Here is an 18,820-nt window from a genome sequence, read left to right on the forward strand (position 1 = left end):
GCCTTGCGTCGTCGCGTCCTGCAGGCGACGATCGCCGCGGTCACCGTCGCGGTCGTCCTGCTCGGGTTCCCCCTCGCCTTCCTCGGGGCCCAGCTGGTCCGCGAGAACGAGATGCAGGCGCTGTCCGCGCGAGCCGAGTCCGCCGCACGTGCCGTCGACTTCCGCGTCGAGCAGGACATCGCCCTGTCGGACCGGATGCTCGAGAACTACACCGGCGACGCGGGGGAGGTCCCGGCCTCTGTGATCGTCCGGTCTCCCGACGGCGAGCTCTACCAGGCGGGCGAGCGGATCCAGGGCCGCAGCCTCTCGGTGAAGGTCGACTCGGACACCGGCGCGGAGGTCCTGCTGTACGTGTCGTGGTGGGACGTCTTCTGGCTCAGTGCCCGGGTCATCGCGCTCGTCGTCGTCGCGGCCGTCGTCGCGTTCGCGGCGGGCATCGCGATGGCAATCTGGCAGGCCAACCGACTGACCGCTCCGCTCGTCTACCTGGCCGCGTCCGCGGAGCAGCTGGGCGCGGGCCAGGTGCGGCCACGCCTCGAGCCGTCGGGGGTCGAGGAGATCGACCTCGTCGCCGCCGAGCTCGCGCGCAGCGCGGACCGGATGGCTGCCCGGTTGGCAGCCGAGCGGCAGTTCGCCTCGGACGCCTCCCACCAGCTGCGCACGCCGCTCACGGCGCTGTCGATGCGGCTCGAGGAGATCATGGTCGCCACCGACGACCCGGACGTGAGCGAGGAGGCAAGGATCTCGCTCGAGCAGGTCGAACGGCTGGTGCGCGTCGTCGACGACCTGCTGGCCAGCTCCCGCCGGCTCCAGGGCGGCACCACCGAGGCCGTCCGGCTGTTGGAGGTCGTGCACCAGCAGGAGGAGGAGTGGCAGCCCACGTTCCTCGCGACGGGCCGGCGCCTCGTCGTCGAGGTCGACCGTGCGACGCAGGTGCTCGCGACGCCGGGTGCGCTCGCCCAGGTGATCGCCACGCTCATCGAGAACTCCTTAAAGCATGGCGCCGGCACCACCACCATTCGCTCGCGGCCGAGCGGACCCTCCGGCGCGGTCGTCGTCGAGGTGGCCGACGAAGGGGCCGGTGTGCCCGACGAGCTCGCCCCCCGGATCTTCGAGCGCGAGGTGACGTCCGGGAAGGGCACCGGCCTCGGGCTCGCCCTCGCACGCGACCTGGCGTCCGCCGACGGCGGGCGCCTCGAGCTGGCGCAGCGTCGGCCCGCGGTGTTCGCGCTGTTCCTCTCGGGCGTCCCGGCCTCGATGCGGCCCGACGTGGTGCTGCCGCTCGGTGCGGTGGTCTCGGCACGGATGGACCGGCGCCGCCGGTGACCGATATGCCCGTTATCACCCGCCGATCTGCTTGGGCGGCGTCGAGCGCCCAGTAACCTCGGAAGCCAACCTGGCCGAGCAGCCACACCTCAGGAGCGCACTGCCGTGTACCGGATCACGCCCGCGACCCAGCACTACGCCTGGGGTTCGACGACAGCGATCCCCGAGGTGCTCGCGCTGGTCCCGGACGGTCGTCCTGTGGCGGAGGCGTGGTTCGGCGCCCACGCGAGTGCTCCGGCGGTCGCGGAGACCGCCGACGGCACGCGTGGGCTCGACGAGCTGATCGCCGCCGACCCGGACCGTCACCTCGGTGCGGACGTCACCTCGCGGTTCGGTGCACACCTGCCCTACCTGCTCAAGATCATCGCGGCGAACGCGCCGCTCTCCCTGCAGGTCCACCCCACGCTCGAGCGCGCACGCGCCGGATACGCGGCGGAGAACGCCGCGGGGATCCCGGTGTCCGCACCCGAACGCAGCTACCGGGACGACAACCACAAGCCGGAGCTCGTGTATGCCCTGAGCCGGCTGGACGCCATGGTCGGCTTCCGTGCCCCGCGACGGGCGGCGGAGCTGCTGGTGGACCTCGACACCCCGCTCGCGGCCGACCTGCACGCGCTGCTCGCCGCCGATCCGACGTCGGCAGGCGTGCGCACCGCGTTCGAGTGGCTCCTGCAGCCGGAGACCCGGCCGGGTGCCGCGGACGTAGCCAAGTTCGCCGAGGCCTGCTCCCGCCGGCTGGCCGACGGGTCGCCGTCCCCGCGCACCGACCGCACGGTCATGCGCCTGGCAGCGGCGTACCCCGGAGACCCCGGCGCGGTGACGTCCGTGCTGCTGAACCCGGTGACGCTGCACAGTGGAGAGGCGCTGTTCGTGCCCGCCGGGACGGTGCACGCCTACCTGCAGGGCGTCGCCGTCGAAATCATGGCGAACTCGGACAACGTGCTCCGTGCCGGCCTGACCCGTAAGCACGTCGACGTGGCGGAGCTGTTGTCCAACGTCGACTGTGTCGCTGCACCTCCGATCCGGATCGCTCCCGAGAAGGTGTTCACGTCGACCCGGATCTTCTACGCCCCGGTGGACGACTTCGAGCTCTCGGTCTCGCGCTTCACGGATGACGGTCCCACCCGGCTGCCGGGCCGAGGGCCGCGGATCGTGCTGTGCCTGCAGGGCGAGGTCGAGATCGCGACGCAGGACGGGAGCGTGGTCCTGCTGACCCGGGGTCAGTCCGTCTTTGTCCCAGCGTCCGACGGGGCCCTGACCGGGGCCGGTGACGGGACGGTCGTCCAGGCGGACGTGCCTTGACGCGGTGCGGCCGTCAGGTTGTCGCGGGCGTGTGCGAGCCGGTGAACACCCAGCGCTTGTAGCCGAGGTAGCGCAGGACCGTCCCGATCCCGATCCCGATGACGGTGGCGACGTTGTCCGCGAGCGCGGTGGTCAGACCGAGGGTGTAGTGCGAGAACGCGAGGGTGAGCACCGGGATCAGGGCGCAGACGACATTGATGCCTGCGAAGACAGCGAGCTCGTGCGCCCTCCTGTCGGTGCGCCGTCGCGAGAACGTCCAGTGCCGGTTGCCCAGCCAGGCGACGAGAGTCGCGGCGACGACGGAGATGACCTTCGCGGTGATCGGCTTGTGCCCGAGCACCTCGCCCGGACCGAACCGGAGCAGGTTGAACAGGCCGAGGTCGACGACGAACGCGATGCCGCCCACCGAGAGGAACCGGGCGATCTCGTAGGCGCGGGCCCGCAGCGCGGCGGCGCGTACGGCCGGGGCGACGGGTGGCGCGCCGTCCGTCCGGCTGTCGGTCAGCTCGTCGCTGGCGCTCACGGAGCTCCTCAGGTGTCGGACACAGCGGTCTGGAGAGGATAGCCCGGGGATCTGGGAGCCGGCCGACCGGGAGATGTGCGAAGCGTTTCGGCGCCGACGTGCGCTCGACTAGTGTCGTCGCCCGTGACGGCACCCGTGGTGGCAGTGGTCGGTGGTGGGCAGCTGGCCCGCATGATGGCACCCGCGGCGACCGCGCTCGGGCTCCACCTGCGGGTCCTCGTCGAGAGCCCGACGTCGTCGGCGGCCCAGGTCGTCGTCGATGCGCCCGTCGGCGCGGCATCCGACGAGGCGGCGATCGTTCGCCTGGCCGACGGCGCCAACGCGCTCACGTTCGAGCACGAGCACGTGCCGAACGCGCTGCTCGACCGCCTGGAGAACGCGGGTGTCGCGGTCCACCCGGACGCGGCAGCGCTGGTGCACGCGCAGGACAAGATCGTCATGCGGACCCGACTGACCGCGCTGGGGATCCCGGTCCCGTCGTGGGCGGCCCTCCGCACGGCCGCGGAGCTGGAGACCTTCCTCGCCGATCACGGCGGGGTGGCCGTGGTGAAGACGGCCCGCGGCGGGTACGACGGCAAGGGCGTGCGGGTGGTGCGCGCGGCCGACGACGTCGCTGACTGGTTCGCCGCCGTCGCGGACGGCACCGGCGTCCCGCTTCTGGCGGAGGAGAAGGTTCCGTTCACGCGGGAGCTCGCGGTGCTGGTCGCGCGCCGACCCAGCGGCGAGGTCCGCACCTGGCCCGTGGTGGAGTCGGTGCAGCGGGACGGCGTCTGCTCGGAGGTCGTCGCGCCCGCCCCGGACCTCGACCCAGCGACGCGCGCGGAGGCGGTCGACGTGGCCACCCGCATCGCCGCCGGGCTCGGTGTCACCGGCGTGCTCGCCGTCGAGCTCTTCGAGGTCGCGGACACCGCCGGCGGTCCGCCGCGGGTGCTGGTAAACGAGCTCGCGATGCGCCCGCACAACTCCGGCCACTGGACCATCGACGGCGCCGTGACCAGCCAGTTCGAGCAGCACCTGCGCGCTGTGCTCGACCTGCCGCTCGGCGACACCGCGCCTCGCTCCCGGTGGACGGTCATGGCCAACGTGCTCGGCAGCGCGCTGCCGGAACCGACCGCCGCGCTGGCGGACGTCGCCCGTCTCGACCCGGCGGCGAAGGTGCACCTGTACGGCAAGGAGGTCCGCGCGGGGCGCAAGCTCGGGCACGTGAACGTCAGCGGCGACGACCTCGACGACGTCCGGCGCCGTGCGATCGCCGCTGCGGCGCTGCTGCGCGGCGACCCGTCCGCCTGACGCGAACACCGCTCCGCACCGCAGACCCCGTGGGACATGATGGGGCGCGCGGCGTCACCGGGACGGCGTCAGGAACGGAGACGGTGATGGCAGCGCAGGCCCTGGTGGGGATCGTCATGGGCTCGGACTCGGACTGGCCCGTGATGAAGGCCGCGGCCGAGGCGCTGGCCGAGTTCGACGTCCCCGTCGAGATCGACGTGGTGTCCGCGCACCGCCAGCCCGAGAAGATGATCGCGTACGGCCGCAGCGCCGCGGAGCGCGGGCTGCGCGTGGTGATCGCCGGCGCCGGCGGTGCCGCGCACCTGCCCGGCATGCTGGCCGCAGTCACCACTCTCCCGGTGGTCGGTGTCCCGGTCCCGCTGGCCTACCTCGACGGCATGGACTCGCTGCTCTCGATCGTCCAGATGCCGGCCGGTGTGCCCGTCGCCACCGTGTCCATCGGGGGGGCACGCAACGCCGGGCTGCTTGCGGTGCGCATCCTTGCATCCGGCGAGGGCGAGCAGGCAAGCCGCCTCCGGACCGCGATGGCCGCGTTCCAGGAGGACCTGCAGGGTCAGGCCGACGGCAAGGGTGAGCGCCTGCGCGCCCAGACGGCCTCCCGACCAAGCGTGGGCTTCAGCATCTGACGCCGATCCGTCAGGCGCCCGGCACGCCTCCGACAGGTCCAGCCGGGAGCGAGCCGTCACGGATCGCCACCCAGAACGCCGGTGCGGTGTCGGGGTCCAGCAAGACCGTGGAGCCGACGTTTCCGCCGGGACGGTAATCCATGCTGGCGATCGGGGGCGTGCCCGTGATGCCCTCCGGGCTGTTGGCGGCGCGGAACGCGAGCGCGAGCCTGGCCATGTCGAGGATGTTCGACTCGTCGCTCACCGTCAGCGCCTGCGTGCCCGCACCGATCAGGGCGACCTGCTGGCCCGGCCGCACAGCGAGCTCGCTGGGCTTCACCTTGGACATGACGGCGCCGATCAGCTGCCGCTGCCGCTCCGCTCGGCCCACGTCGCCCTTGGGGTCGGCCTTGCGCATGCGTGCGAATGCGAGCGCCTGCGTGCCGTCGACGTCGTGGCAGCCCGCCACCCACACCATGCCTGAGTCGGCGTCGTTGACGTCGGCGTCGTGGCAGAGGTTCACACCGCCGACCGCGTCGACGATCTGCTCGACCCCGGCCATCCCGATCTCGGCGTAGTGGTCCACGGTCAGCCCGGTGAGTCCCTCCACCGTCTGCACGAGCAGAGGTGCCTGGCCCCAGGAGAAGGCCGCATTGAGCTTCGCCTGACCGTTCCCGGGGATCTCCACATAGGCGTCCCGGGGGAGCGAGATCAGTGCCGTCGGTCCGCTGTCCGGCACGTGCAGCAGCAGGATCGTGTCAGTCCGAGATCCCTCGGTACCGTCCTGCTCGATGCCACCGTCGGCCCGCGAGTCCGAGCCGGTGAGCAGGTACGTCGTGCCCGGGGTGTTCGCTGCGCCGCTGAGTGCCGCGGTGTGCTGGACCTTGCCGTTGGCCCAGACGGCGAGGCCGATCGGCCAGGCGAGCAGGGCGACGACCACGAGGGCCGCCACCCCGCCGATGATGGCCTTCCGGTTGCGTCGAGCTACGGGCGGCGCGGTCGGTGCCGGTGGCCGGGGTCCGCTCGGCCCAGCGGGCGGACGACCACCGGGTGGGCGGGACGGCTGTGCCGGGCGGCCGGTCGCGGGTCGCGAGGACGTCGATCGGGGTGCGGGTGCCGGCGCCGCGACACGAGTCGCCTGCTGACCGGCGCGGCCGGGGACCTGGACGGGCTCGGACGCACGGACAGGACGTCCGCCCTGCCCGGCGGGGGCGATCGTCGGCGGACGGCCGGCCGACGACCGAGCCTCTGCGGAGGAAGCGGCAGGTCGGTTCGGCCGCGGTTCACCTGCGGTCGGCGGACGAGGCGTCCGTTGCGGTGCGGTGGGCCGCGGCGGCCGTCCGACGACGATCGGCTCGGCGTCGGCAGGGTGTGCCGGCCGTGCCGACGCGCCCGGCGCGAAGCTCGGCGGAGGTGTGCGAGAGGTCCGCTCGTCGGATGCCATGCCTCAGCAGACGTCCGTCGTGTCGGCGGCGCTGAACGCCTCCTCGCCGGCCTTCTTGGTCTCGACCGGTGTCGGCTCCGCGGGGCTCACCGGCACCTCCGGGGCGGTCGTGGCGGCAGGAGGGGGCGTCGTGACCGGCGCCGTGGGGGTCTCGCCGAGAGCTGGGACGTCGTTGGCCATGTTCGCCCACACGGCGTCGGCCGCGGACGTCCACTCCACCCGGTTGGGGTCCGACTTCGCGGCGGCGAACGGGATGGTCATGAAGGTGATGTTGCCACTGTTGATGTTGCGAAGGTTGTAGGCGAGGCCCGTCATGTTGCCGATGGACATCCCGTTGTCCGTCGTCAGCGAACCCGTCGCGGCGCTCAGGAACGAGATCAGCTTCTGCGGGTTGGTGAGCACGTCGCGGGAGAGCACCTCACGCACCATCGCAGCGATGAGCTTCTGTTGGTTGCCGATGCGGTTGGTGTCGGAGCCGTCGCCGATCCCTTGGCCCTTGCGCGCCCGGGCATAGGCGAGCGCCGTCGGGCCGTCGAGGGTCTGGATCCCGGGCTCAAGGTGGAGCCCCGCCAGCTCGGACTCCATCTTGGTGGGGATGCACATGGGCACCCCGCCGATCGAGTTCACCATGTCCTGGAAGCCCGCGAAGTCGACGACGACGAAGTGGTCGATCGTGACTCCGGTGTTCAGCTGCACCGTGTTGATCGTGCAGGCCGCCGCCGACGTCATGTCCCCGCCGTTGTCCCACCCCGTCGCGAAGGCCGAGTTGAACATCCCGTGGGTCGCGCGGGTGGTCTTCCCGTTCGTCATCGTGCACGACGGGATGTCCACGAGGGAGTCGCGTGGGATGGAGACGAGCTCGACGCGCGACCTGTCGGCGGAGATGTGCAGCACCATCGTGGTGTCCGAGCGCATGCCCGCGGCCTCGCCCCCGATCTCGGCATTGATTCCGTCGCGCTGGTCGGAGCCCAGGATCAGGATGTTGACGGCCTGCCCGGCGTTCGGATCGTCGGGGTCGGGCTCCTTCGTCGGGGTCGGCATCGGGTTCACAAGTGCCGAGACGTCCACCTTGTCCATGTTGCCGTTCAGCTTCGTCGCCACTGCGGCCACCCCGCTCGCGCCGAACACGACCACGGCCGCGACGCTGAACGCGATCCCGCGCAGCACACCGTGGGTGTGCAGGCGTCGGGAGTGCCGGGCGGCACGAGGGCGCTGAACAGCAGCGTGGCGGGAGGTCACCGGACGATCGTAGGAGCGCTACCCGCCCGTCCGGGGGAGCGCGCGCAGGGGCGGCGTGGAGGATCTGTGCAGATCAGCGACCCAGCTGGGCGTACTTTGATTCCGTGGCGTCCTTCTGGGGGCGCCACCACGCCTCATTGGCCTGGTACCAGGCCACTGTCGCCTCAAGCCCGGTGCGGAAGTTCGGGTACTGCGGCTCCCAGCCGAGCTCGTCGCGGAGCTTCGTGGAGTCGATCGCGTAGCGCAGGTCGTGACCAGGGCGGTCGCTCACGAGGTCGTAGGCGTCGGCCGACTGCCCCATGATCTCCAGGATGTCCTCGACGACGGACTTGTTGTTCTCCTCGCCGTCCGCCCCGATGAGGTACGTCTCGCCGAGGCGCCCGCGCTCGATGATCGCCCACACAGCGCTGTTGTGGTCCTCGACGTGGATCCAGTCGCGCACGTTCTCGCCCGAGCCGTAGAGCTTCGGACGCACCCCGTCGATGACGTTGGTGATCTGCCGCGGGATGAACTTCTCCACGTGCTGGTACGGCCCGTAGTTGTTCGAGCAGTTGGAGATCGTCGCGCGGACACCGAAGCTGCGGGCCCAGGCGCGCACCAGGAGGTCCGACGCGGCCTTCGTCGACGAGTACGGGCTCGACGGGTTGTACGGGGTGTCGGGCGTGAACTTCGCCGGGTCGTCCAGCTCGAGGTCGCCGTAGACCTCGTCGGTCGAGATGTGATGGAACCGCACGTCGTGACGGCGCACCGCCTCGAGCAGCCGGTACGTGCCGATGATGTTCGTGCGCAGGAACGGCCACGGGTCGTGCAGCGAGTTGTCGTTGTGCGACTCGGCGGCGAAGTGGACCACCAGGTCGACGTCCTTGACCAGGTTGTCGACGATGTCGGGGTCAGCGATGTCGCCCTTGGCGAAGACGATCTTGCCGTCCACCGGGTCCAGGCTGCGCTCGTCGCCCGCGTACGTCAGGGCGTCGAGCACGGTGACCCGTACGTCGGGGCGCTCGCGCACGGTCTGGTGGACGAAGTTGGAGCCGATGAAGCCGGCTCCGCCGGTGACGAGCAGGTGCACGGGAAGAACCTCCGGGACGCGGGAAAGGCCACCACAGCCTAGCCCGAGCCGTCCTGGGCACCCGCACGCGGTGTGGTCACGGGCAGGAGACCGGTCGCTGGTAGCGTTTCGCGTTGCACGTTCGACCGCCGCGTCGTCCGGCGCCGGTGACGTGCACACACGAGACCGTCGACCGACGGACGGCCGCGCGACCTCGCCAAGGTGGAACTCGTACCCCGGCGTCGTCACCCAGAGGAGTGAGTGATGCTCGACCGAACCACCATCGCCCGGATCTTGTACTCGGTCTCGAGAGACGACCCCGCGCACGCTCTCCAGATCCTGGGCGAGACGGACGCGGTCCCCGAGTCGCAGCGCGCGCGGCTGACCGACGTGCTCGAGTCGGGCGACACGGCGGTCGAGACGGCGAGGCGCCTCGGCGACGCGCTTGCCGACGAGGGTGTCGAGAAGGACATCGTCAACGAGTGCTACCGGGCTGCCTTCTACCTGGGTGACCGATGGGCCGATCTGGCCGAGAACCCGCTGTACGCGTATTTCCTGGCGAACCGGGCGGGCGGTGTGCTCCACAAGTGGCCGCACTACTTCCCGATCTACCACCGCCACCTGGAGCGCTACCGCGGCCGGCCCGTGCGCGTCCTCGAGATCGGCGTATACCGTGGCGGCGGCCTCACGATGTGGCAGAGGTACTTCGGCAAGGACGCCGTCATCATCGGCGCCGACATCGACGAGGCGGCCGTGCGGGCTACCGAGGGCCGCTTCGTCGTCGAGCTCGGTGACCAGGCGGATCCGTCCTTCCTGCGTGGGCTGCACGAGAAGTACGGTCCGTTCGACGTGGTCATCGACGACGGTGGCCACACGATGGAGCAGCAGATCGTCACTGCGGAGACGCTCTTCCCGCTCCTTGCCGACGACGGGCTGCTCATCGTGGAGGACACGCACACCTCCTACTGGCCGGCCTTCGGCGGTGGGCTGCACGAGCCCACCTCGTTCCTTGCGTGGGCGCGTGCGCGGGTCGACGACCTGAACTCTCAGCACCACCAGGACCTCGACCGATCCTCCGTGTGGTCGCGGCAGCTCGGCGGCGTGCACTTCTACGACTCGGTTGTCGTGTTCGACCGCGAGCCCCGCTTCCGCGCCTTCGACGAGGTGGCGGGTGGCTCGTCGTACATCCTGGCTGACCAGGTTTCCGAGCGGATCGCGGTCGAGTCGGCCGCGGAGCGCGAGCGGGTGCGTGAGGAGCTCGCGTCGGTGCGCGAGCAGTCGGCGCGTCTCACCGCACAACTCGCCCGGGTCGACGCCGACGGGAGCGCTGAGGCGTTGGTCGCCGAGCGGCACGAGCTCGAGGAGTCGCTCCGGCGAGCCCGAGGTGAGCGCGCCGACATGCAGAGCCGACTCACTTCGGCCGATCGGCGCGACCAGGAGCACGCTGCCGCGCTCGACGCCTTGCACGCGAGGCTGGCTGCCAGCGAGGAGCGACTTCGTCTGCTCGAGGGTTCCGTCTCGTGGAAGGTCACCGGGCCGTTGCGCGCAGTCCGCCGGACGGTGAGGCACGGATGACCGCGCGAGGCGGCGCCGGGTTGCGGGTGGCGTGGTGAGCGTTCCTTCGATTGAGGTCGACCGCGTCTCGAAGCGGTTCCGCATCTACCACGAACGCAACCAGACGCTGAAGTCTGCGGTGATGCGACGGCGCCGCGCGGTATTCGAGGAGTTCTGGGCCCTCGACGACGTCTCGTTCGAGATCCCCGCCGGGGGGACGTTCGGCCTGATCGGCGACAACGGCTCCGGCAAGTCGACCCTCCTCAAGACGATCGCCAAGATCCTGTCGCCCGACCGTGGCTCGATCCGAGTCAACGGGCGGGTCGCTGCGCTCCTCGAGGTCGGTTCGGGGTTCCACCCGGAGCTGTCGGGTCGGGAGAACGTCCGGCTCAACGGCGCGATCCTCGGGATGTCTCGCGGAGAGATCGACCGGAAGTTCGACGAGATCGTCGACTTCGCCGGGGTCGAGCAGTTCATCGACCAGCCGGTCAAGAACTACTCGTCAGGCATGTACGTGCGGCTCGGGTTCGCCATCGCCATCAACGTCGATCCGGAGATCCTCTTGGTCGACGAGGTCCTGGCCGTCGGCGACGCCGCCTTCCAGGAGAAGTGCGCGGAGAAGTTTCTGGAGTTCAAGCGCCAGGGGCGCACCGTCGTCGTGGTCAGCCACTCGCTCCCGTCGTTGCAGAACATGTGCGACGACGTGGCATGGCTGTCCCACGGCAAGCTCGTGGAGACGGGTGCCGCACCAGCCATCCTCGACCGGTACCAAGAGTCGACGCGCGCAGACGCGCACGTTGCCACCGACGGTTCGAGCCACTGGGGCAGCGGAGAGGCGCAGATCGACTCGGTCGAGCTGTTGACCAGGCAGGAGCCCGTCTCACATGCGCTGAACACGGGCGACCAGCTGACTGTTCGGGTCCACTACACCGCACGCGAGCGGATCGAGCGCCCCGTCTTCGGGCTGGCGATCGAGACCCACGACGGGGTGCACGTCTGGGCCAACAACACTCGAGACACCAACCGGCCGTTGGACCACATCGAAGGTCCGGGAACGATGGACTGTGTCGTTCCTTCTCTCGCGCTCCAAGCCGGTTCATTCCGCGTGGATGCGGCCATCACGGACTCGTCGACGACTCATGTGTTCGACTACATGCGTGCCGCGGCCGAGTTCAGCGTGGCCCGGCGGCCGCACGAGGAGATGGGCGGCCTCGTCGCCCTGCGAGGCACCTGGGGCGAGCCTGTGGCCGCAGGATACGATGCGGTCCCCATCACCGGCCCGGCGGCGACAGAAGGCGAACTCGGGCCGAGTTGAAGCCCGAACTTGTCGGAGCGCTACGGCGTTGCAGGCTTGACCTGCTCACCGCGGCCTGCTTGCCTCGGCGGGTACCCGGAGGGGGGCGCAGTGACGCGTACATCGGCCAGGAGGGCGACCGGGGTCGCCTTGTTCGTCGCACTTGCGGGGGGCGGGATGGTCGCCCCGGCCTCCGCGGCCGGGGTCCCTGCGGGGGTCCGACCCGCGACCATCACGGCGCCGGCGTCGACGGTTGCAGTGTCCGGCACCCCCGAGCTCACGCTCGACGAGCTCCCGGTCGCGGTCTCGCCAGACGTCCCGGCTGATCCGGCGACCGACGAGACTGTCGCGACGACGAGCGAACCCGCCAGTGGGAGGATCGTCACGGAGCCCGTCGTCAGTGACGGTTACCAGAGCGTCGGCGTCACCTGGGACACCGACCCGTCGGCTCCCGCTGTCGAGGTCGCAGTGCGGACGCTCACCGACGGATCCTGGACGGAGTGGGTGACGCTCGAGGATGAGTCCTCGGCCCCGGACCCCGGGACGCTCGAGGCTTCCCGAGACATCCGAGCCGGCACCGGATCGGTCTGGATCGAGGGCGCTAGCCAGGTCCAGGTGTCGCTCGACGGCGCGGCCCAGAGCGTGGACGACGTCCGGATCGCCTTGGTCGGAGAGGCCGCCGAGGTGGACGGCGTCGCAGCGACGACCACGGACATTTCGGACGGCGTCACCCGTCGAACGACCACCGATGCACCCGCGGCGTCGCGTTCGGGTGCAGCGCGCGTCGACACGGGCCACGCGGCCGTGCTGCTGGCGGCTGTCGCAGCGCCAGGCATCATTTCACGCGCCGGCTGGGGTGCGGCCCCGCAGCGCTGCGCGTTCGACGTGGCCTCGACCCTGCTCGCGTCGGTCGTCCACCACACCGCGGGCCCGAACAGCTACAGCTCGGCCGCCGAGGCCATGGCCCAACTCCGGGCGGACCAGCGTTACCACCAGGACGCCCGTGGATGGTGCGACCTCGGCTACAACTACGTCGTCGACAAGTGGGGCAACATCTACGAGGGTCGAGCCGGCTCAGGGGAGCAGCCAGTCATCGGGGTTCATGCGGGAGGTTTCAACACGGCAACGGTCGGCGTCTCGATGCTCGGTGACTACAGCAGCGTGGTGCCGCCGGTGGCCCAGCGGGAGAGCGTCGCGCGTGTCATTGCCTGGCGCATGGCCGCCTTTCACCGCGATCCCGGGAGCACGGTGGGCTACACGACGCTCGGCGGTGACAATTCGCGCTACCCGGCCGGTACCTGGCTCGCTCTGCCGGTCGTGATCGGACACCGGGACGTGGCATTCAGTGCATGCCCTGGGCAGGCAGGGTACTCGCTGCTCGGCTTCATCAGGCAGCGCGCACGGGAGCTCATCGGAGCCGAGTTCGTGAATCCCACCCTCTCGACATCCACCGTCCAGTACGGCGGCGGCCTCACCGTGGTCGGTGGCGTGAACTCGGTGATCAACTGGACGATGACCATCACGGACCTCAGGACCGGAATCCGGCTGGTCCGCACCGTGGGCACCGCCGGCTCGAGCGGTGGGGCCACGATCGTCGCCTGGGACGGCCGCTCCGACGCGGGAGTCCGCCTGGGCGCCGGGATCTACCGGCTCGACCTCACGGGGACGGAGGCTGGTACGGGTGCCGGCGTGGTCCCCTGGTCGAATCAGTTCACGATCCAGGGGAGCCAGAACCCGCCCGCCGTGCCTACCCGGGAACTCGGGACCGATCTCCGCTTCGTGCCGATCGCGCCCACCCGGCTCGTCGACACTCGGCTGACCGGGGCCTCCCTCGGTCCGGCGTCGCGCATGGACGTCGTGGTTGCCGGGGTCGCAGGCGTTCCGGCCAACGCGGCCGGGGTGGCGCTGAACGTCACCGCGGTGGGGACGTCGACCATGACGTTCCTGCGCGTGTGGCCTGCGGGCGGCTCGATGCCCGAGACATCCAGCCTGAACACCGACCAGTTCAGGACTACCGCGTCCGGGGCATTCGTCGGGGTCGGTGGTGAGGGCAAGGTGAGCGTCTACAACAATTCCGGTTCGACTCATGCCATCGTCGATGTCACGGGGTACTTCACGAAGGACGCGGGCGCCTACGGCTACTCGCCGCTGACCACCGGAGCGCGCGTCCTCGACTCCCGGTCCGACGGTGGCCGGCTGACGTCCGGGTCGACCCGGCGCGTCCAGGTGGCGGGACGCCACAATATTCCCGCCGACGCCAAGGCCGTGATGATGAACATCACATCCGTCTTTCCCGATGACGTCGGCAACATCGTCGCGTACCCGAGCGGAGGGACGCGACCCGTCGTCTCCAGCGTGAACCACCTGCTCGGCAACAACGTGAGCAACCGGCAGGTCATCGTGCTCGGAGCGGATGGTGCGGTGGAGCTCGCGCTCCAAGGCGGTGCATCCCACGTCGTCCTCGACGTCGTCGGATGGTTCGGGCCCACCGGGAGCCAGGGCTACAACCCCGTGATCCCGGTCCGCGCGGTCGACACGCGGTGGAACGGCGGTGGTCCCCTCGGGCCACAGTCGGTCCGAGGCGTGCCGCTGCGCCCAGTAGGACTGCCGGCCGACGCGTCTGCCGCGATCGTCGTGCTCACGGCGACCAGACAGTCGGCGCCGATGACGTTCATGACGGCGTGGCGCACGGGTGCGACTCGCCCTCTCGCCTCCGACCTCAACACCGGCAGCGGCCGGGACCAGGCGAACATCGCCGTCGTCGCCACGGCGGCTGACGGCGTGATGCAGGTGTACAACGATGCCGGGAACGCGGACGTGGTCGTCGACCTGCAAGGTTGGTTCAGCCCGTGACATCGGCTCGGTGACGGTGAGCCGCACGCATCGATGTATCGTGTGCGGCTGTCGATGCGTGACGTGCGGTCGATCGTCATCCGTGTCGTCGCCAATCCATCCTGCACGGAGGCGTAGTGAGTCTGGTCGCTGACATCCGGACGTCCCGCGAGCTCCTCGTGAACCTCACTCGACGCGAGGTCAAGGGGAAGTACAAGCGGACGCTGCTCGGTCAGCTCTGGTCCCTGGCCAATCCGCTCGCGCAGATGCTCGTGTACACCTTGGTCTTCTCGGTGATCATCCGCATCGACCCCGGACCTGGTGTTCCGAGTGGGCTAGACATCTTCGCGCTCTGGCTCATGTGCGCCCTGCTGCCGTGGTCGTTCTTTACGGCGGTCGTGACGGGCGGGATGTCGTCGCTCGTCGGTAGCGAGAACCTGATCAAGAAGGTGTACTTCCCGCGGTCGGCACTAGTCGTGGCCAACACTCTCGCGTCGAGCTATACGTGGTCGATCGAGATGGTGGTCCTCGTCATCGCGATCCTCCTGGCGGGTGCGAACGTGCTCCCCTTCGTGCCGCTGGTCATCGTGGCGATGGCCGTGCTGCTGGTGTTCTCGCTCGGCGTCGCGCTGATGATGTCGATCGCGAATGCCTACTTCCGCGACACCCAGCACCTGATGACCATCCTGTTCATGGTCTGGTTCTACCTGACGCCGATCCTGTACCCGATCTCGGAGGTCGCGAGGCAGTCCGCCAAGGTCGGCCCCGTGGTGGGTGACATCACGGTGCTCGACATCTACCGGCTCAACCCGATGGAAGGGTTCACGGAGGTCTTCCGCAACCTGCTCTACGACAACCGCATACCTGCCGTGGGCACAGTGCTGGAGTGCGTGCTGTGGGCGGCGGTCGCCCTCGTGGCCGGAAGCTTGGTGTTTGACCGGCACCAGCGTCGACTTGCCGAGGTGCTGTGAGAAGCCGCGTCCTGGTCGCGACCCTGGACAGGGTCGCCGACCAGATGGCCGGCCCTGCCATTCGCGCCTGGGAGATCGCCAGCCACCTGACTGCCGAGCACGACGTTCGACTGGTGACGTTTGGCGAGTGCTCGCGGACTTCCGTCGAGTTCGACGTCGCACACATCCGTGTCGAGGACTTCCGCGACGCGGTCGAGTGGGCAGATGTCCTCGTCCTGCAGGGCTACGTCGCGGCGACCTTCCCGTGGCTGCGTCAGGCGGACGTCGTGCTCGTCGTCGATCTGTACGACCCGTTCCACATCGAGAGCCTCGAGGTGGGCCGCCATCAGCCGCTGGCCCAGCGTGACGCCTCCTTGGCCTCCTCGCTCCGGGAGCTCGACGCGCAGATCGCCCGCGGCGACGTCTTCCTGTGCGCCTCGGATCGTCAGCGGGACCTGTGGGTCGGGCACCTCGCGGCGGCAGGGCGCCTGAACCCACTCACGTACGACGCAGACCGCGGTCTGCGTGACCTCATCCGCATCGTGCCGTTCGGCATCTCGTCGGTCGCGCCGGTTCGCTCGGGGCGTGCGATCAAGGGCGTCGTGCCTGGGATCGGAGACGACGACTTGGTCCTGCTGTGGGGCGGCGGCGTGTACAACTGGTTTGATCCGCTGACCCTGGTACGCGCGGTGGACCGCGTCCGGCGCACGGTGCCTCAGGTCAGGTTGTACTTCCTCGGCATGAGACACCCAAACCCGGACGTGCCGGAGATGAGGATGGCTCGCTCCGTTCGTGAGTTGGCCGCCGAGCTCGGTCTCACACAGAGCCATGTGTTCTTCAACGAGGAGTGGGTGCCGTACGAGCGTCGTGCCGACTTCCTGCTCGACGCGGACCTCGGCGTGTCGACACACCTCCCGGGCATCGAGACGGAGTTCTCGTTCCGGACGCGGATCCTCGACTACCTGTGGGCGGGTCTGCCGATCGTGAGCACTGGCGGTGACGCGTTCGCCGGCCTCGTCGAGCGCGAAGGATTGGGCCGTGTCGTCCCGCCCGAGGACGTCGGCTTGCTCGCGGAGGCTCTGGAGGCCTTGTTGGTGGACCCTGTGGCCCGCGCATCCGCGGCCGCGAACGTGCGTCGGGTCGCGCAGGACTTTACCTGGCCCCGAGTGCTGGAGCCCGTCTCCGCTGTGTGCGCGACGCCCCGCCGAGCTGCCGACGCCGGACGCATCGCTGCTTCCGAAGCAGCAGAGCACGGCCGACCGAGACGCTCGATACGAGACGACGTGTCAGCCCTCGCTCGGCATCTGCGCAGCGGTGGTCTGCGGCATGCGGTGCGTAAGGTGAGGGCCCGTCTCGGGACCCTTCGCCAGGGCTGACGGGCCAGCGCCGTCGCAGACGGCATCATCGCGTCCCGCGCGGATCCGGGGGCATGGCTCGAGCTGCTCAGGCCGTGCGCTGTGCGTCGAGCAACCGTCACGGTGACCGACGCGCGGCGTCAGGTCACGCTACGGGTGCTGGTCCAGGGGTCGCGCCACGCCATCCAACGCCATCTGCGGGCGAGGAGGCGAACCTCGTCCTCGAGGATCGTCGGTACCCGGGTGGAGGACTCGTAGTGGTGCAGGTGCGCGACGGGCGTGACCACGACGCGCTTGCCGGCGCGCACGACCTTGTGGCACAGCTCGACGTCGTTGTAGTTGAGGGGGAGGTCCTCGGGCAGCCCGCCGACCTCGCGGTAGAGGTCGCGCGAGATGAGCAGGCAGGCGCCCGTCACGGCGACAAAGTCGCTGTCGAGGAGCCCGACGCCGAAGTGCGTGAACTCGTCGGGGTTGCCCTGGAGAATGTGCCACGGGATCCACTCGTCCGAGTAGACGACGCCGACGTGCTGCAGCCGGCCCTGCTCGTCGACCAGCCGAGCCCCCACGACGCCGATCGACGGGTCCTGCGCGACCGACACCATGCGCCCGAGCCACGCGGGGTCGATCGCCTCGACGTCGTCGTTAAGGAGCAGCACAAGACTCCCGGACGCCGCTGCGACGCCGGTGTTGACGGACGTCGAGAAGTTGAAGGCGCCGTCGGCCGGAGCCACGACGAGGCGGTCGCCGACGATGGCACGGACCCGGTCGGCGACCTCCGGGGGCGTGCCGTCGGACGGCACCAGCACCAGTTCCCAGCGGTCGTACGTCGTGTTCTCGATGAGAGAACGAGCGCACATCGCGACCAGGAGCTCGTCCTGTCCTCGGATGGTGCGATGTCCCCCGCCCGTGGGCACGACGACGGAGACGAGCGGCGGATCGACCACCTGGCGCCATGCGACCGCTCCGCCGCGGTACGACGACCGGGTCACCGTGGTCGGCTGGCCGATCCGCGAGAAGTGTCGGGAGACGGCCCGCAGACCAGCGTCCCAGCTGTCGTCGTCGAGCGCGGGGGCGGCAGGTCGCATCACACCGACGACGGGCACGTGCTGGATCTTGTCGGTCCGTTCGACGCAGCGCAGGTGGGCGTCCCACTCGTCCGCGCCAGCTCCGTCCGCGCTGAACCCGCCGACCGTCGTCAGCAACGAACGGCGCAGGAGGGACAGCCGTCCGAGGTAGTCGATGCCGCGCTCGTACTCGGGGACCCAGCTTGGCTTGGTAAAGATGCCGCTCGACCCTTCGCCGGGCCACTGCTCGTCGGTGTACAGGACATCCACGTCTGGGGCCGAGGCGAGCCGCTCACGCAGGGCGTCGAAGGCGCCCGGCTCCAGGTGGTCGCCCGGACCGATCACACCCACCCACGTCCCGCGCGCCGCACGCAGACCCCGCTCCAGCAGCAGGTGGCGGGGCGCTGCCTCGACGACGTGCTCCCGCAGCCACGGCCGGACCACGCCGGTGTCGGACGTGGTGACGAGGACGATCTCCCAGATGTCGTGCGGGGCCCGTGCGCGCTCGGCGGCCTCCAAGGTGGAGAGCACGGCGTGCTCGTCGCCGTCGACCGCCGCGAGCAGGAGGGAGACGAGGGGTGTGGCGGTCATCGCCCGCCGACCAGCGCGCCCGCGGACCGGACGAGCCGCCGAGGCAGGCGGGCCACGCGACGGACGACGCCCACGGCGCGCGCACGGAGCAGGCTCTTCAGCGTCGGTACGGGCGGGGGCGTGCCCAGCGCGTCGATCCGGGCGTCACGCTCGGCGATAGCGACGCGGTGGTCGTCGAGGAGGGAGTCCCGCACCCGCACCGAACCACGCAGCGAGGCCACCTGGGCCTGCAGAGCCGCGATCCGCTCGTGCAGCGCGGAGATCTCGCGGGCGGCCACCTCACCGTCGAGCGCCTGGTGCACAGCCCTGTCTGCGGTGCGCAGGCCGGCTAGCCACGCTGCCCGCTCGTCGTCGATCGGCATGGGAGCACAGTAGGCCATGACGACTCCTGGATAGGCGTCCA

General features: G+C 70.2%; 15 protein-coding genes. 9 read left to right on the forward strand and 6 right to left on the reverse strand.

What is annotated here, in order from left to right; all coding sequences use genetic code 11:
- The first annotated feature begins 3 nt into the window (after positions 1-3).
- Entirely contained in the window at positions 4-1,326 is a 1,323-nt protein-coding gene (locus tag ASG23_RS10530) for an ATP-binding protein (RefSeq protein WP_056024072.1), read from the forward strand.
- A gap of 105 nt (positions 1,327-1,431) precedes the next feature.
- Positions 1,432-2,628: a mannose-6-phosphate isomerase, class I gene (manA, locus tag ASG23_RS10535; protein WP_056024075.1), complete on the forward strand. Its 1,197-nt coding sequence runs from the start codon at positions 1,432-1,434 to the stop codon at positions 2,626-2,628.
- Between the two features lie 13 nt (positions 2,629-2,641).
- Here the strand turns inward: manA and ASG23_RS10540 are convergent, their stop codons facing one another.
- Complete coding sequence (locus tag ASG23_RS10540; protein WP_056024078.1) at positions 2,642-3,151, reverse strand: GtrA family protein; 510 nt, start codon at positions 3,149-3,151, stop codon at positions 2,642-2,644.
- Positions 3,152-3,274: 123 nt separating this feature from the next.
- Here ASG23_RS10540 and ASG23_RS10545 point away from each other — a divergent pair, with 123 nt between their 5' ends.
- Both ASG23_RS10545 and purE read left to right on the forward strand, forming a co-directional pair.
- On the forward strand, positions 3,275-4,441 hold the full coding sequence (locus ASG23_RS10545) for a 5-(carboxyamino)imidazole ribonucleotide synthase (RefSeq protein WP_056024618.1): 1,167 nt from the start codon (positions 3,275-3,277) through the stop codon (positions 4,439-4,441).
- Positions 4,442-4,527: 86 nt separating this feature from the next.
- Positions 4,528-5,067, forward strand: coding sequence for a 5-(carboxyamino)imidazole ribonucleotide mutase (purE, locus tag ASG23_RS10550; protein ID WP_056024081.1), 540 nt, complete (start codon positions 4,528-4,530; stop codon positions 5,065-5,067).
- A gap of 10 nt (positions 5,068-5,077) precedes the next feature.
- Here the strand turns inward: purE and ASG23_RS10555 are convergent, their stop codons facing one another.
- The 3 genes from ASG23_RS10555 to rfbB all read right to left on the reverse strand — a co-directional run bounded on the left by ASG23_RS10555 (position 5,078) and on the right by rfbB (position 8,798).
- Positions 5,078-5,998, reverse strand: a complete 921-nt coding sequence (locus tag ASG23_RS10555; RefSeq protein ID WP_056024084.1) for an LCP family protein — start codon at positions 5,996-5,998, stop codon at positions 5,078-5,080.
- Positions 5,999-6,493: 495 nt separating this feature from the next.
- The gene (locus ASG23_RS10560) at positions 6,494-7,729 is read right to left on the reverse strand and encodes an LCP family protein (RefSeq protein WP_235521010.1); all 1,236 of its coding nucleotides are present in this window, start codon (positions 7,727-7,729) and stop codon (positions 6,494-6,496) included.
- A 73-nt stretch (positions 7,730-7,802) separates the two neighbouring features.
- Positions 7,803-8,798, reverse strand: coding sequence for a dTDP-glucose 4,6-dehydratase (rfbB, locus tag ASG23_RS10565; RefSeq protein ID WP_056024090.1), 996 nt, complete (start codon positions 8,796-8,798; stop codon positions 7,803-7,805).
- Between the two features lie 243 nt (positions 8,799-9,041).
- Between rfbB and ASG23_RS10570 the strand changes: the two genes are divergently transcribed.
- The 5 genes from ASG23_RS10570 to ASG23_RS10590 all read left to right on the forward strand — a co-directional run bounded on the left by ASG23_RS10570 (position 9,042) and on the right by ASG23_RS10590 (position 16,783).
- Entirely contained in the window at positions 9,042-10,352 is a 1,311-nt protein-coding gene (locus tag ASG23_RS10570; RefSeq protein WP_056024093.1) for a class I SAM-dependent methyltransferase, read from the forward strand.
- Positions 10,353-10,386: 34 nt separating this feature from the next.
- Positions 10,387-11,646 (forward strand): ABC transporter ATP-binding protein, encoded by a 1,260-nt coding sequence (locus ASG23_RS10575; protein WP_082516119.1) that lies wholly within the window; start codon positions 10,387-10,389, stop codon positions 11,644-11,646.
- Positions 11,647-11,883: 237 nt separating this feature from the next.
- Entirely contained in the window at positions 11,884-14,478 is a 2,595-nt protein-coding gene (locus ASG23_RS10580; protein ID WP_162242683.1) for an N-acetylmuramoyl-L-alanine amidase, read from the forward strand.
- Between the two features lie 116 nt (positions 14,479-14,594).
- A complete protein-coding gene (locus ASG23_RS10585; RefSeq protein WP_056024099.1) occupies positions 14,595-15,428 on the forward strand; it encodes an ABC transporter permease in 834 nt (277 codons plus the stop codon).
- The gene (locus ASG23_RS10590; protein ID WP_235521012.1) at positions 15,425-16,783 is read left to right on the forward strand and encodes a glycosyltransferase family 4 protein; all 1,359 of its coding nucleotides are present in this window, start codon (positions 15,425-15,427) and stop codon (positions 16,781-16,783) included. Before ASG23_RS10585 ends, ASG23_RS10590 begins: the two co-directional genes overlap by 4 nt.
- A gap of 119 nt (positions 16,784-16,902) precedes the next feature.
- On the opposite strand, the gene ASG23_RS10595 is transcribed toward ASG23_RS10590, so the two are convergent.
- Both ASG23_RS10595 and ASG23_RS10600 read right to left on the reverse strand, forming a co-directional pair.
- Positions 16,903-18,417, reverse strand: a complete 1,515-nt coding sequence (locus ASG23_RS10595) for a glycosyltransferase family 2 protein (protein WP_056024102.1) — start codon at positions 18,415-18,417, stop codon at positions 16,903-16,905.
- Positions 18,414-18,779, reverse strand: coding sequence for a hypothetical protein (locus ASG23_RS10600; RefSeq protein WP_056024105.1), 366 nt, complete (start codon positions 18,777-18,779; stop codon positions 18,414-18,416). The genes ASG23_RS10595 and ASG23_RS10600 overlap by 4 nt, the downstream gene beginning before the upstream one ends.
- Between the last annotated feature and the right edge of the window lie 41 nt (positions 18,780-18,820).

This window comes from Cellulomonas sp. Leaf395 (genome assembly GCF_001424125.1).
Lineage (GTDB): Bacteria > Actinomycetota > Actinomycetes > Actinomycetales > Cellulomonadaceae > Cellulomonas.

Bases quoted from the DNA above. Each gene is read 5' to 3' on its own strand.
- purE (WP_056024081.1), top strand. From the start codon at position 4,528: ATGGCAGCGCAGGCCCTGGTGGGGATCGTCATGGGCTCGGACTCGGAC.
- ASG23_RS10570 (WP_056024093.1), top strand. From the start codon at position 9,042: ATGCTCGACCGAACCACCATCGCCCGGATCTTGTACTCGGTCTCGAGA.
- ASG23_RS10595 (WP_056024102.1), bottom strand. From the start codon at position 18,417: ATGACCGCCACACCCCTCGTCTCCCTCCTGCTCGCGGCGGTCGACGGC.
- ASG23_RS10600 (WP_056024105.1), bottom strand. From the start codon at position 18,779: ATGCCGATCGACGACGAGCGGGCAGCGTGGCTAGCCGGCCTGCGCACC.